This is a genomic window from Pseudomonas acericola (SeqCode), assembly GCF_053456465.1.
Window position 1 is genome coordinate 486,910 of record NZ_JBRFJB010000001.1, and the last position, 14,852, is coordinate 501,761.

11 protein-coding genes are annotated in these 14,852 nt (G+C 62.7%); 6 read left to right on the forward strand and 5 right to left on the reverse strand.

Annotated features, from left to right (window positions below):
* Positions 1 to 41: 41 nt before the first annotated feature.
* The 4 genes from pabB to rloA form a co-directional block, all read right to left on the reverse strand.
* A complete protein-coding gene (gene pabB / locus ACU688_RS02310) occupies positions 42 to 1,385 on the reverse strand; it encodes an aminodeoxychorismate synthase component I (protein WP_448183510.1) in 1,344 nt (447 codons plus the stop codon).
* Positions 1,386 to 1,601: 216 nt separating this feature from the next.
* Complete coding sequence (locus tag ACU688_RS02315) at positions 1,602 to 2,588, reverse strand: alpha-L-glutamate ligase-like protein (RefSeq protein ID WP_027603666.1); 987 nt, start codon at positions 2,586 to 2,588, stop codon at positions 1,602 to 1,604.
* Positions 2,588 to 4,120 (reverse strand): osmotic stress tolerance membrane protein RloB, encoded by a 1,533-nt coding sequence (gene rloB / locus ACU688_RS02320; RefSeq protein WP_124526668.1) that lies wholly within the window; start codon positions 4,118 to 4,120, stop codon positions 2,588 to 2,590. Before rloB ends, ACU688_RS02315 begins: the two co-directional genes overlap by 1 nt.
* A gap of 5 nt (positions 4,121 to 4,125) precedes the next feature.
* Positions 4,126 to 4,662, reverse strand: coding sequence for a retropepsin-like aspartic peptidase RloA (gene rloA, locus ACU688_RS02325; protein ID WP_257782999.1), 537 nt, complete (start codon positions 4,660 to 4,662; stop codon positions 4,126 to 4,128).
* Between the two features lie 272 nt (positions 4,663 to 4,934).
* Here rloA and ACU688_RS02330 point away from each other — a divergent pair, with 272 nt between their 5' ends.
* The 6 genes from ACU688_RS02330 (at position 4,935) to prpD (ending at position 13,380) form a co-directional block, all read left to right on the forward strand.
* Positions 4,935 to 5,645 carry a GntR family transcriptional regulator gene (locus ACU688_RS02330; protein ID WP_448183511.1) on the forward strand — a complete coding sequence of 237 codons (711 nt, stop codon included), beginning with the start codon at positions 4,935 to 4,937 and terminating at the stop codon, positions 5,643 to 5,645.
* A complete protein-coding gene (prpB, locus tag ACU688_RS02335) occupies positions 5,645 to 6,538 on the forward strand; it encodes a methylisocitrate lyase (protein WP_017739215.1) in 894 nt (297 codons plus the stop codon). Before ACU688_RS02330 ends, prpB begins: the two co-directional genes overlap by 1 nt.
* A 40-nt stretch (positions 6,539 to 6,578) precedes the next feature.
* A complete protein-coding gene (prpC, locus tag ACU688_RS02340; RefSeq protein WP_448183512.1) occupies positions 6,579 to 7,706 on the forward strand; it encodes a bifunctional 2-methylcitrate synthase/citrate synthase in 1,128 nt (375 codons plus the stop codon).
* 183 nt (positions 7,707 to 7,889) lie between these two features.
* Entirely contained in the window at positions 7,890 to 10,484 is a 2,595-nt protein-coding gene (gene acnD / locus ACU688_RS02345; protein ID WP_448183513.1) for a Fe/S-dependent 2-methylisocitrate dehydratase AcnD, read from the forward strand.
* Between the two features lie 9 nt (positions 10,485 to 10,493).
* Complete coding sequence (gene prpF / locus ACU688_RS02350) at positions 10,494 to 11,684, forward strand: 2-methylaconitate cis-trans isomerase PrpF (RefSeq protein WP_448183514.1); 1,191 nt, start codon at positions 10,494 to 10,496, stop codon at positions 11,682 to 11,684.
* 211 nt (positions 11,685 to 11,895) lie between these two features.
* The gene (gene prpD / locus ACU688_RS02355) at positions 11,896 to 13,380 is read left to right on the forward strand and encodes a 2-methylcitrate dehydratase (protein WP_448183515.1); all 1,485 of its coding nucleotides are present in this window, start codon (positions 11,896 to 11,898) and stop codon (positions 13,378 to 13,380) included.
* Between the two features lie 135 nt (positions 13,381 to 13,515).
* Here the strand turns inward: prpD and ACU688_RS02360 are convergent, their stop codons facing one another.
* A complete protein-coding gene (locus ACU688_RS02360) occupies positions 13,516 to 14,838 on the reverse strand; it encodes an ABC transporter ATP-binding protein (RefSeq protein ID WP_448183516.1) in 1,323 nt (440 codons plus the stop codon).
* Between the last annotated feature and the right edge of the window lie 14 nt (positions 14,839 to 14,852).

The window sequence follows — 14,852 nt, forward strand, 5'->3', positions numbered from 1 at the left end:
ATGTGGGAGCGGGCTTGCCCGCGAAGAGGCCAGCCCAGTCACTACAAACCTTCCAGTGTCTCCAACAACACCCGCACCTTCGTCAGCGACTCCTGATACTCCGCCTCCCACTCCGAGTCCGCGACAATCCCGCCGCCGCCCCAGCAACAAACCTGCCCATCCTGGACCAGCAAGCTACGGATGGCGATGGAGCTGTCCATCTCGCCGCGCACATCCAGGTACACCAACGAACCGCAGTACAACCCGCGCCGTGTCGGCTCAAGCTCGTCGATGATCTGCATCGCGCGGATCTTCGGCGCGCCGGTGATGGAGCCACCGGGGAAGCTGCCGGCGATCAGGTCGAGGGCGTCTTTGTCGTCGGCCAGTATGCCGATGACGCTGCTCACCAAGTGGTGCACGTTGGGGTAGCTTTCCAGGCTGAACAGCTCCGGCACGCTGACCGAGCCGGTGCGGCAGGTGCGGCCGAGGTCGTTGCGCAGCAAGTCGACGATCATCAGGTTTTCGGCGCGGTCCTTGGGGCTGGCCAGCAGTTCGGCGGCGTTGGCGGCGTCCTCTTCTGGCGTCAGGCCGCGGGGGCGGGTGCCTTTGATCGGGCGGGTTTCGACGTGGCGTTCGCTGATGTGCACGAAACGCTCCGGCGACAGGCTCAGCACGGCGCCCTCATCGGGCAGGCTCTGGAACCCCGAGAAGGGCGTAGGGCAGGCTGCGCGCAGGGCGCAGTAAGCGACCCACGGATCACCGCTGCACGGCGCCCGAAAGCGCTGGGCAAAGTTGACCTGGTAGCAGTCGCCGGCCTGGATGTAGTCCTGGATGCGCACGATGGCCTGGCGGTACGCCTCGGCGCTGAGGTCCGGGGCCATGGGGCCTTGGAGTTTGAAGGTGGCGGGGGGGGCGGTCATGCCCGTGCTGAACAGTGCTATCAAGCGTTGCCGCTCGCTGTCGGCCAGCGTGGGATGGAATACAAGCTGGCTGGTCTGCGCCTGGTGATCGCTGATCAGCGCCCAGGCATACAGCCCAAAGCGTGCATCTGGCAGGTACAGGTCGTCTGCGGCCAAGGTTGGCATCTGCTCCAGATGGCGGCCGAAGTCGTAGCTCAGGTAGCCGATCAAGCCGCCGGCAAAGGGCAGTTCATAACCGGCCGGTAAATTCACTTCGCCCAGTTGTGTGAGGTTCTTCCGTAAGCGTTGCAGAAACGAGCTGCCGCTTTCGTCAGGCGATACCGTCAACGTTTCCAAAGGCCAGGCGCTGAGCAGGTCATAACGCCCACGTTCGGCAGCGGGTCGGCCGCTGTCCAACAGCACCGAGCCCGGTGCATGGCGAATGGCCGAAAAATACGCGGCGGGGTTGGCGCGGTAGGGCAGTGGGTGTACGGAGCAGGTCAGCATGCGCGGAATGGATCAGCCGTTAGCGTGGGGAGGGGATTGTAGTCCTCCGCTGGATTTGGTCCTAGGGGTAGCTGGAATGTGGGCACATTCTGATGGATGGGGTGTTTGTACGAATGCTATCGCAGGCAAGCCAGCTCCCACAGTTGACCGCATTCCAAAGGGTGTACTCGGTCAACTGTGGGAGCTGGCTTGCCTGCGATGCAGTCGACGCGGTCTTCAGCCTTCAACCGGCGGAATATGCCCAAACATCTCCTGCACGAACTTCACCCGTTCTTCTGGCGTTTCCGTCACGCCAGCGGCCTTCAACTCTTCCAGGCGCGCTTCCACCGCATGGGTGCGCAAGGTCAGGCCGCAGTCGTTGGCGATCTGGATATTCAGCCCCGGCCGCGCATTCAGTTCCAGGATCAGCGGGCCTTTCTCCTGGTCCAATACCATGTCCACGCCGATATAACCCAGCCCACACAACTCATAGCAACCGGCCGCGAGCTTCATGAACCCGTCCCAGTTGGGCAGTTGCACGCCATCCACCGCGTTGGTGGTGTCGGGGTGTTTGGTGATGATGTTGTTCAGCCAGGTGCCCCGCAGGGTCAGGCCGGTGGCCAGGTCCACACCCACGCCGATGGCGCCCTGGTGCAGGTTGGCCTTGCCGCCGGACTGGCGTGTCGGCAAGCGCAACATGGCCATCACCGGGTAGCCCATCAGCACGATGATGCGGATATCCGGCACGCCTTCGTAGCTGATGCTCTTGAAGATCTGGTCGGGCACCACGCGGTATTCGATCAGCGCGCGGTCACGGTGGCCGCCCAGGGAATACAGGCCAGTGAGGATGCTGGAGATCTGATGCTCGATCTCTTCGTGGCTGATGATCTTGCCCGACACCGTGCGATAGCGCCCCTCGAAGCGGTCCGCCACCACCAGGATGCCGTCGCCGCCAGCGCCCTGGGCGGGCTTGATCACGAAGTCGCTGCGCCCACCGATGATCTCGTCGAGCTTGTCGATTTCCTTCTCGGTGGAGATTACTCCGTACATTTCCGGCACGTGGATGCCAGCGGCGATGGCCCGTTCCTTGGTGATGATCTTGTCATCCACGATCGGGTACAGGCTGCGCTTGTTGTACTTGAGCACGTAGTCGGCGTTACGCCGGTTGATGCCCATGATTCCCCGCGCTTCCAGGGCTTTCCAGGTCTTCCAGAAACCGAACATTACTTGTCAGCCTTCAAGAACGCCTTGAAACGCACCAGCTCGGTCAGGCGATAACCGCGATAACGACCCATGGCCAGCATGAAACCCACCAGGATCAACAGGATCGCCGGGAAGGTAAATACGAAGTACACCAACTCCGGCACGCTCATGATCAGGTGCGCCAGGGACGCCGCGAACAGCGTACCAATCGCCACTTTCAGCGCATGGTTGGCGCCGCGTTCTTCCCAGGTGATCGACAGGCGTTCGATGGTCATGGTCAAAATCACCATTGGGAACAGCGCCACCGACAAGCCGCGCTCCAGGCCGAGCTTGTGGCTGAACAGGCTGATGGCGGCAATCAACACCACCACAAACGTCAGCACCACCGACAGCCTCGGCAGCATCTGCAACTTCAAATGCTCCAGGTAGGAGCGCAACGACAGCCCCAGCGCCGTAATAATCGTAAACAGCACAATACCGAAGCCCAACTGCGTCTCGCGGAACGCCAGGGCGATCAGCACCGGGGTAAACGTGCCCAGGGTTTGCAGGCCGATCAGGTTGCGCAGGATCAGGATCACCAGCACGCCAATCGGGATCATCACCATGATCATGAAGGTCTGCTGGGTTTGCAGCGGCAGGCCGTACAGCGAGTATTCGAGGAAGTTGGCGTCGGTGTTTTCGTCCGTCAGCTTGGCCAGGCGAATCGCGTTCATCTCGCTGTTGTTCAGGCTGAAGGTCACCATGGCCTTCTTGCCGCCATCCACCGTGATCAGGTTTTCATCGCCGGTCCACCACAGCAGGCGGTCGGCGGGCAGGCCTTGTTCGCCGGTTTCCGGGTTGAAGTACAGCCAGTCATTGCCATTGAAACTGCGCAGCCACAATTCCGGGGTTTGCGGCTGGTCGGCGACGAGGCGGATGGTGTGGACTTTTTCCACCGGCACGTGGGCGATGGACAGCAGCAGCTCGACGATCTTGGCCTTGTGCGGCGTCGACGGGTCGCCCGCCAGCAGCAGCTTCACGTTGTCGTCGTTGAGGTTGTTGGTGCGCTTGATCGCTTCGGTAATAAAGGTCTCGACGTCGGCCGAGTGCTGGCGGATCGGCGCCAGCAGGGCTTCGGCGGCGATTTTCTCCGGGCCTTCGACGGCGATGCTGTCGCGGAAGGTCGGGCCCTTGACCTTGACCTTTTCACCGCTGTAACGCTTGGTCAGCACCAGGCGGTAGTACAGGGTCTGGTTGCCCTTGGCGCGGCGTGCCGACCAGGTGACTTTGCGGTTGCCGTCGATGCGGTTGACGCTGACCCCGTAGTTGTTCGAGATAAAACTCTCGTTGAGGCTCACAAAGTCGCGGCTCAGCGGCGGCACGAACATCTGGATCTTCACCGGGTCTTTCGGGTTGGCGACGAACTCGACCTTGGCGTCGATGTTCCACAAGTCGTCGGTGGCGTCCTCGGTGACGGGGATCCCCAGCACGAAGATCTGGTAGGCGGTGACCGAAATACCCAGCACCACCAGGATGGTGATCAGGATTTTCAGGTGCAGGGTCAGAGAGCGCATTCGGTTTACTCGGCGGTATGAGCGTCGGTGGCGCAGGCGGGTTTGCCTGCTGCGTATTTAAGACTGGGGTCGACCAGCGCATCAAAGCGTTTCAGCGCTTCGGAGCCGATCAGCAGCGGGTATTGGAAGGTGCTGCGGTCCGTCAAGTTCACTTCGATGCTGCGTAAAGCAGTGCCCATGCACACCTCGAGGGCAATCACCGGACGAGCGGTGTAGTTCTTGCCCTCATCGGGATCGTAGTCACCGGCGCGGCGCTTGATCTTGCTGACGCGGGCCAGGGGCAGTTCGATGGGGTGGGAATGGGCGGTGTCGATGGCCAGGTAGAAGCGCACCCAGGATTCGCCGTTGCGCTTGAAACGCTTGATGTCGCGGGCGCTGAGGGAGGCGGTCTTGGCGCCGGTGTCGAGTTTGGCGGCGACTTCAAGGTCGATACCCGCCAACTTGGCGTATTCGTTGAGGCCATACACGGTTTTCTCGGCGGCTACGCCAAGGCCCGGTACAAGCAGCAGGCTGATCAATAGAAGGAAGGGCTTGAGTGTCATAAATCCCGAGGCGGTGCAGTGCGATGTTGAGTTCAAGGCGACTGGCATTGCTGCGCAAACTCCCTCGTGCGCCGTTTCATCAGGTGATGTCAGGCAAAAGCGGCGGGCATTCTAACATGATGCTTTTTTGGCGCCAGCGCTGGCAGGCGGCCATGCCCCGTTGGGGTGCGGAAGGGGTTATTAGACGATTGTCGACAATGTTCATTTATTCTTTGACTATCCAGGGCTGATTGGCTAGTTTTTGCGACATTGCTTTTAAAGGTGTCGACAATATGCTGGATCAGCTGGAAACCCCAGTGGCGGTACAAGACGACTCGCAGACCATGTCCGAGAACGTCTTCCGGCGTATCCAGGCCGCCATCGTCAAGGGCGAGATCGCCCCCGGCAGCAAGATCTCCGAGCCGGAACTGGCGCGCACCTACGGCATCAGCCGTGGCCCGCTGCGCGAGGCGATCCACCGCCTGGAAGGCCAGCGCCTGCTGGTGCGCGTGCCGCATGTGGGCGCGCGGGTGGTGTCGTTGAGCCACGCCGAGCTGATCGAACTCTATGAAATCCGCGAATCCCTCGAAGGCATGGCCTGTCGCCTGGCCGCCGAGCGCATGACCGATGCCGAGATCGAAGAACTGCGCCAAGTGCTGCACACCCATGAACGCGACGAAGCGTTCCAGGCCGGCGTCGGCTATTACCAGCAGGAAGGCGATTTCGACTTTCACTACCGGATCATCCAGGGCGCCGGCAACCGCACCCTCACGCAAATGCTCTGCGGCGAGCTGTATCAGCTGGTGCGCATGTACCGCATCCAGTTCTCCGCCACCCCCAATCGTCCACGCCAGGCCTTTGCCGAGCACCACCGCATTCTGGACGCGATTGCCGATCGCGACGGTGAACTGGCCGAACTGTTGATGCGCCGCCACATCGGCGCATCCAAACGCAACATCGCCCGTCACTTCCCCGACGGCGCAGCCCAATCACGAGGTGAATGATGAGTTCCAATAATAAGAGCACCCCAGGCCAGCGTTTCCGTGACGCCGTCGCCAGTGAGCACCCTCTGCAAGTGGTGGGCGCGATCAACGCCAACCATGCGCTGCTGGCCAAGCGCGCCGGGTTCAAGGCGATCTACCTGTCGGGTGGCGGTGTGGCTGCTGGCTCCCTCGGCGTGCCGGACCTGGGCATCACCGGCCTGGATGACGTGCTCACCGACGTGCGCCGCATCACCGACGTCTGCGACCTGCCGCTGCTGGTGGACGTGGACACCGGCTTCGGTTCGTCGGCGTTCAACGTTGCGCGCACCGTCAAGTCGATGATCAAGTTCGGCGCGGCCGCGATCCACATCGAAGACCAGGTCGGCGCCAAGCGTTGTGGCCATCGCCCGAACAAGGAAATCGTGTCCCAGCAGGAAATGGTCGACCGCATCAAGGCCGCCGTCGATGCGCGCACCGATGACAGCTTCGTGATCATGGCGCGCACCGACGCCCTCGCCGTCGAAGGCCTGGAGTCTGCCTTGGAGCGCGCTGCCGCCTGCATCGAAGCCGGCGCCGACATGGTCTTCCCCGAGGCCATCACGGAGCTGGAGATGTACAAGCTGTTCGCCGCCCGGGTGAAAGCGCCGATCCTGGCCAACATCACCGAGTTCGGCGCCACGCCGCTGTACACCACCGAACAATTGAAAGCTGCCGATGTTTCCATCGTGCTGTACCCGCTCTCGGCGTTCCGTGCGATGAACAAGGCTGCCGAAAACGTCTACACCGCGATCCGCCGCGACGGCACCCAGCAGAACGTGATCGACACCATGCAAACCCGCATGGAGCTTTACGATCGCATCGACTACCACACCTTCGAGCAGAAGCTCGACGCGCTGTTTGCTGCCAAGAAGTAACAAACGCGCCTCCTTATAAATACAAGATTGGAGAACAGACATGGCTGAAGCAAAAGTACTGAGTGGTGCCGGCCTGCGTGGCCAGGTGGCCGGGCAGACCGCACTGTCCACCGTGGGCCAGGCCGGTGCCGGCTTGACCTATCGCGGCTACGACGTGCGCGAACTGGCCGCCGATGCGCAGTTTGAAGAAGTCGCCTACCTGTTGTTGTACGGCGAGCTGCCAAGCAAAACCGAACTGGCCGCCTACAGCGCCAAGCTGAGCACGCTGCGCGACCTGCCCCAAGCCCTGAAGGAAGTGCTGGAACGCATCCCCGCCGACGCCCACCCGATGGACGTGATGCGCACCGGCTGTTCGTTCCTGGGCAACATCGAACCGGAAAAAGACTTCAGCGCCCAGCACGACGTGACCGACCGCCTGCTCGCCGCGTTCCCGGCGATCATGTGCTACTGGTACCGCTTCAGCCACGACGGCAAGCGCATCGACTGCGTGACCGACGAGCCCAGCATCGGCGGCCACTTCCTGCACCTGCTGCACGGCAAGAAGCCGAGCGAGTTGCACGTCAAGGTGATGAACGTGTCGCTGATCCTCTACGCCGAGCACGAATTTAATGCCTCGACGTTCACCGCCCGCGTGTGCGCCTCGACCCTGTCGGATTTGTACTCCTGCGTCACCGCCGCCATCGGCTCCCTGCGCGGCCCGCTGCATGGCGGCGCCAACGAAGCGGCGATGGAAATGATCGAGCGCTTCAGCTCGGCCGAAGACGCCGTCGAAGGCACCCTCGGCATGCTGGCGCGCAAGGACAAGATCATGGGCTTCGGCCACGCGATCTACAAAGACAACGACCCGCGCAATGAAGTGATCAAGGGCTGGGCGAAAAAACTCGCTGACGAAGTGGGCGACAAGGTGCTGTTCCCGGTCTCCGAAGCCATCGACAAAACCATGTGGGAGCAGAAGAAACTGTTCCCCAACGCCGACTTCTACCATGCCTCGGCGTACCACTTCATGGGCATCCCGACCAAGTTGTTCACGCCGATCTTCGTCTGCTCGCGCCTGACCGGCTGGGCGGCACACGTGTTCGAGCAGCGTGCCAACAACCGCATCATCCGTCCAAGCGCCGAGTACATCGGCGTTGAGCAGCGCAAGTTCGTGGCAATCGAACGTCGCTGAGTGGGATGAACCGAGCACACCGGCCACTGTGCTTTTCTGTGGGAGCTGGCTTGCCTGCGATGGGATCAACTCGGTGTACCTGCCACACCGCAGGGATGCCATCGCAGGCAAGCCAGCTCCCACAGGAAGCAAGGCCAGTGTCGACCGTTCGCCCTGTGAACCTACCGTGACCGAGTCCTGACGATGAACACTGAATTTCGCAAACCGCTCCCCGGCAGCCGCCTGGATTTCTTCGACGCCCGTGCGGCGGTCGAGGCCATCACCCCCGGCGCCTACGCCACCTTGCCGTACACCTCCCGCGTGCTCGCCGAGAACCTGGTGCGCCGTTGCGACCCGGCCACCCTCAATGCGTCCCTGAGCCAGTTGATCGAGCGCAAGCGCGACCTCGACTTCCCGTGGTTCCCAGCCCGCGTGGTATGCCATGACATCCTCGGCCAGACCGCCCTGGTCGACCTCGCCGGCCTGCGCGATGCCATCGCCCTGCAAGGTGGCGACCCGGCGCAGGTCAACCCGGTGGTGCCGACCCAACTGATCGTTGACCACTCCCTGGCTGTCGAAGCCGGTGGTTTCGACCCGGACGCGTTCGAGAAAAACCGCGCCATCGAAGACCGCCGCAACGAAGACCGTTTCCACTTTATCGAGTGGACCAAAAAGGCCTTCAAGAACGTCGATGTGATCCCGCCGGGCAACGGCATCATGCACCAGATCAACCTGGAGAAAATGTCTCCGGTGATCCAGGTGCGTGAGGGCGTGGCCTTCCCGGATACCTGCGTCGGCACCGACAGCCACACGCCCCACGTGGACGCGCTGGGCGTGATCGCCATCGGCGTCGGCGGCCTTGAAGCCGAGAGCGTGATGCTCGGCCGCGCGTCGTGGATGCGCCTGCCGGAAAGCGTCGGCGTGGAGCTGACGGGCAAGCTGCAACCGGGCATCACCGCCACCGACATGGTGCTGGCGCTGACCGAGTTCCTGCGCAAACAGAAAGTGGTCGGCGCCTGGCTGGAGTTCTTTGGCGAAGGCGCCTCGGCCCTGACCCTGGGCGACCGCGCGACCATCTCCAACATGGCCCCGGAGTACGGTGCGACGGCGGCGATGTTCTATATCGATCAGCAAACCATCGCCTACCTGAAACTCACCGGCCGCGAAGACGAACAAGTCACCCTGGTCGAGCAATACGCCCGCCACACCGGCCTGTGGGCCGATGACCTCAAGGGCGCGCAATACGAGCGCGGCCTCACGTTTGACCTGTCCAGCGTCGTGCGCAACATGGCAGGTCCCAGCAATCCCCATGCCCGCGTCGCCACCAGCGACTTGGCATCCAAGGGCATCAGCGGCCAGTGGGACGATGTGCCGGGGCAAATGCCCGACGGCGCGGTGATCATCGCGGCCATCACCAGTTGCACCAACACCAGCAACCCGCGCAACGTGATTGCCGCCGGCCTGTTGGCACGCAACGCGAACAAGCTGGGGCTGGCGCGCAAGCCGTGGGTCAAGTCCTCGTTGGCGCCGGGTTCGAAAACCGTGGCGATGTACCTCGAAGACGCAGGCCTGGACCATGAGTTGGAAAAACTCGGTTTCGGCGTGGTGGCGTTTGCCTGCACGACCTGCAACGGCATGTCTGGCGCACTCGACCCGGTGATCCAGCAAGAGATCATCGACCGCGACCTGTACGCCACCGCCGTGTTGTCGGGCAACCGCAACTTCGACGGGCGCATTCACCCGTACGCCAAGCAGGCCTTCCTCGCTTCGCCGCCGTTGGTGGTGGCGTATGCGATTGCCGGCACCATCCGCTTCGACATCGAAAAAGACGTGCTCGGTCTCGACGCCAACGGTAAGGAAATCCGCCTGCAAGACATCTGGCCAAGCGACGAAGAAATCGACGCGGTGGTCAAGGCTTCAGTCAAGCCGGAGCAGTTCCGCAAGGTGTATATCCCGATGTTCGCGATCCACGAAGACACCGGCCCGAAAGTCGCGCCGCTGTACGAGTGGCGCCCGCAAAGCACCTATATCCGCCGCCCGCCGTACTGGGAAGGCGCGCTGGCCGGGGCGCGTCCGCTCAAGGGCATGCGCCCGCTGGCGGTGCTGCCGGACAACATCACCACCGACCACTTGTCGCCATCCAACGCGATCATGCTCGACAGCGCCGCCGGCGAATACCTGGCGAAAATGGGCTTGCCGGAAGTGGACTTCAACTCCTATGCCACCCATCGCGGCGACCACCTGACCGCGCAGCGCGCCACGTTTGCCAACCCGAAACTGTTCAACGAAATGGTGATGGAAAACGGCAAGGTCAAGCAGGGTTCCCTGGCGCGGATCGAGCCTGAAGGCCAGGTCACGCGGATGTGGGAAGCCATCGAAACCTATATGGAACGCAAGCAACCGCTGATCATCATTGCCGGCGCCGACTACGGCCAGGGCTCGTCCCGCGACTGGGCGGCCAAGGGCGTGCGCCTGGCCGGGGTGGAGGCGATCGCCGCCGAAGGTTTCGAGCGCATCCATCGCACCAACCTGGTGGGCATGGGCGTGCTGCCGTTGGAGTTCCTGCCGGGCACCGACCGCAACACCTTGAACATCGACGGCAGTGAAACCTATGACGTGATCGGCGCGCGCACCCCGCGTGCGACGCTGACCCTGGTGATCAACCGCAAGAATGGCGAACGTGTCGAAGTGCCGGTGACCTGCCGCCTGGACACCGCTGAAGAAGTGTCGATCTACGAGGCGGGCGGCGTGTTGCAGCGTTTTGCCCAGGACTTCCTGGAATCGGCGGCGACGGCCTGAGGGGTAACCATGGCACATGCAGCGCAAATCAAGATTCCCGCCACCTATATGCGTGGCGGCACCAGCAAGGGCGTGTTTTTCAGCCTCACCGACCTGCCCGCCGTGGCGCAGGTGCCGGGGGCCGCGCGGGATGCCCTGCTGCTGCGGGTGATCGGCAGCCCCGATCCCTATGACAAGCAGATCGACGGCATGGGCGGCGCCACGTCCAGCACCAGCAAGACGGTAATCCTGGCCAAGAGCACCCGCGCCGATCACGACGTGGACTACCTGTTCGGCCAGGTGTCCATCGACAAACCGTTTGTGGATTGGAGTGGCAACTGCGGCAACCTGTCGGCGGCGGTGGGTTCGTTCGCCGTCAGCGCGGGGCTGGTGGACCCGTCCCGCATCCCCCGCAACGGCGTGGCCGTGGTGCGCGTGTGGCAGGCCAATATCGGTAAGACCATCATCGCCCACGTGCCGATCACCGACGGTGCGGTACAGGAAACCGGCGACTTTGAGCTGGACGGCGTGACCTTCCCGGCCGCCGAAGTGCAGTTGGAATTTATGGACCCGGCGGCAGAAGAAGAGGGCGGTGGGGGTTCGATGTTCCCCACCGGCAACCTGGTGGACGACCTGGAAGTACCCGGCGTCGGCACCTTCAAGGCGACGCTGATCAACGCCGGTATCCCGACGATTTTCATCAACGCCGAAGACCTCGGCTACACCGGCACCGAGCTGCAAGGCGCGATCAACAGCGACCCCAAGGCCCTGGCGATGTTCGAAACCGTGCGCGCCTACGGCGCGTTGCGCATGGGCCTGATCAAACACCTGGACGAAGCCGCCCAGCGCCAGCACACGCCGAAAGTCGCGTTTGTCGCCAAACCTGCGGACTACGTGGCCTCAAGCGGCAAGGCGATCAAGGCCGCTGATGTGGATTTGCTGGTGCGCGCGCTGTCCATGGGCAAGCTGCACCACGCGATGATGGGCACGGCAGCGGTGGCGATTGGCACGGCGGCGGCGATTTCCGGCACCCTGGTCAACCTGGCGGCGGGTGGTGTGGAGCGTAATGCGGTGCGCTTCGGGCATCCGTCCGGCACGTTGCGGGTGGGCGCCGAGGCCAGTGAAGTCAACGGGGAGTGGGTGGTGAAAAAAGCCATCATGAGCCGCAGTGCGCGGGTGTTGATGGAGGGCTTTGTGCGCATCCCCGGTGATGCCTTCTAAAACATCACACTAACCCCTGTGGGAGCGGGCTTGCCCGCGATAGCGGTAGATCAGTTACAACAGGTTTGCTGACCCACCGCCATCGCGGGCAAGCCCGCTCCCACAGGGGACTACCTACATAGAGTTTCTATTCCAAGGCAGGCGATCAAGATCTGCTCTCTAACAACCGTGAGCCCGAGGACCAACCCCAACCCTTTTTTGGAGTACTGCCATGAGCGCCAACGTCGACCAGAACAACCGCCCCGACTACGACCAGGTCTTGCAGGACATCGCCGACTACGTCCTCAACTACCGGATCGATTCCCCGGCCGCGCTGGACACGGCCCGCAACTGCCTGATGGACACCCTGGGTTGCGGCCTGCTGGCCCTGCGTTTCCCGGAGTGCACCAAGCACCTGGGACCGATTGTCGAAGGCACGGTGGTACCGTTTGGCGCACGGGTGCCCGGCACCTCGTTCCGGCTCGACCCGGTCAAGGCCGCCTGGGACATCGGCTGCATCGTGCGCTGGCTCGACTACAACGACACCTGGCTCGCCGCCGAATGGGGCCACCCTTCGGATAACCTCGGCGGCATTCTCGCCGTGGCCGACCATCTTTCGCAAAAACGTGTAGCTCAAGGCGATGCGGCGCTTACCGTGCGCGCGGTGCTGGACGCGATGATCATGGCCCACGAAATCCAGGGCGTGATTGCCCTGGAAAACTCCTTCAACCGTGTCGGCCTCGACCATGTGTTGCTGGTGAAAGTCGCCTCCACCGCCGTGACCGCCAAGCTGATGGGCGCCAACCGCGAGCAACTGCTGGCGGCCTTGTCCCATGCCTTTGTCGATGGCCAAGCGCTGCGCACGTATCGCCACGCGCCGAACGCCGGCTCGCGCAAATCGTGGGCGGCGGGGGATGCATCGAGTCGCGGCGTGCGCCTGGCCGACATCGCCTTGCGTGGCGAGATGGGCATCCCCGGCGTGTTGAGCGCGCCACAATGGGGTTTCTACGACGTGCTGTTCAGTCACACCAACAAGGACCTGGCCCTCAAGCCTGAGGACAAGCGCGCCTTCAGCCTGTCCCAACCCTACGGCACCTACGTGATGGAAAACGTGCTGTTCAAGATCAGCTTCCCCGCCGAATTCCACGCACAAACCGCCTGCGAAGCCGCCGTGACGCTGCACCCGTTGGTCAAGGATCGCCTGCACGACATCGAGCGCATCGTGATCACCACCCATGAGTCGGCGATCCGCATCATTTCCAAGGTCGGCCAACTGGCCAACGCCGCCGACCGTGACCATTGCCTGCAATACATGACTGCCGTGCCGCTGGCGTTCGGCAACTTGGTGGCCGAGCAGTACGAAGATGAATTCCACGCTGCGCACCCGATCATCGACGCGCTGCGGGACAAGATGGTCATCGTCGAAGACCCGCGTTACAGCCGCGAATACCTGGAAGCGGACAAGCGCTCCATTGCCAACGCGGTGCAGGTGTTTTTCACGGACGGCTCCAGCACCGAGCAAGTGGCGGTGGAATACCCGATTGGCCATCGCCGCCGCCGGGTGGAGGGTATTCCGTTGCTGGAAGACAAGTTCAAGGCCAACCTGGCTACGCGGTTTACGGCGCAGCGCAGCGGGGAGATTTTTGCGTTGTGCAAGGATCAGGCGAAGCTTGAGGCCACGCCGGTGAATCGGTTCATGGACCTGTTCGTCATTTAAATAACAACGCGGTCAACTGTGGGAGCTGGCTTGCCTGCGATAGCGGTGGGTCAGCCACACATCTGGCACTGTTAGGCCGCTATCGCAGGCAAGCCAGCTCCCACACTTTGTTCTGTGTTGTTCAAGGGGGCTGAGTTACATGCTGCCTTCGACGTCTTCCAGGCTAAACGTCTCGGTATGGTCGTCATACGAAAAAATCTCCGCATACCTTCCCCACGCCACCACGCTTTCCAGGGTTTTTTCCACGAACGCCTCGGTCATCGAGTCCTCCAGCTCCTGCTCGAAACGCACCCGTGGCGCGCGGTGTCCGCTGCGCTCTAGCAACACTTGGTGAATGCGCGCGGCCAACGGTACGTGCTGGATCAGGTGTTCGGCGAACAGGGTCTTGCGTTCCTGGGTGCCATAGTCGGCAAACAACTTGCCGGCGTCGGTGAGGGTGATGTCGGCGCCCTTGAGTTCGGCGAAGCCCAGATGTTCGAGCATCTCCGCCACGGGAAACAGGTCGTCGACTTCCAGCAAGCGCCGCTCGGCCACGGTGGGCAAGCCGGCGTGGCCGTTGTAGGGCTCGGCGGCGAGGGTTTCGATCAGGCCGGCCATCAGGTTGGTGGAGACTTCTGGCAGCAGGCTGCTCATTTTCAACTCGGGCTTGCCGGCGCTGGCATCGGCGCTGCGCCGGTCGGTCATCAGCGCGTAGATGTCATCGACCATTTGCCGGAAGGTCGGGTCCAGCCGGTTGCGTGGGTGGGCAAACGGCACCTTGATCTCGGCGACCACACGGCCGGGGTTGGAGGACAGCACCAGGATGCGGTCGCACATCAGCACCGCTTCTTCGATGTTGTGGGTCACGATCAGGATCGACTTGATCGGCAGTTGCTTGCCACTCCACAAGTCCAGCAAATCGGTGCGCAGGGTTTCGGCGGTGAGCACGTCGAGGGCGGAGAAGGGTTCGTCCATCAGCAGCAGGGTCGGGTTGACCACCAGGCCACGGGCAAAGCCGACGCGCTGGCGCATGCCGCCGGACAGTTCGCGGGGGTAGGCGTTTTCAAAACCGTCCAGGCCGATCAGGTCGATGGCGGCCAGGGCGCGGCGGCGGGTTTCCTTGCGTTCGACCTGCAAGGCTTGCAGGCCCGCTTCGACGTTTTCCAGCACGGTCAGCCAGGGGAAAAGAGCAAAGGTCTGGAACACCATGGCCACGCCTTCGGCCGGGCCGGTCAGCGGCACGCCGTGGTAATGCACCTCGCCCGACGACGGCTGGATCAGCCCGGCAATGATGCGCAGCAGGGTGGATTTGCCGGAGCCGGAGCGGCCGAGCATGCCGACGATCTCGCCTTCGTGCAGACTCAGGTCAACGCCACTGAGCACTTGCAGCTCGTCTTTGCCTTTGCCGAACACCCGGTTCACGTTCTTCAGCGAATAGATTTGCGGGGTGTCGGCGCTGTGTTCGGTAGTGGTAGTCATCTGGGTGAATCCCC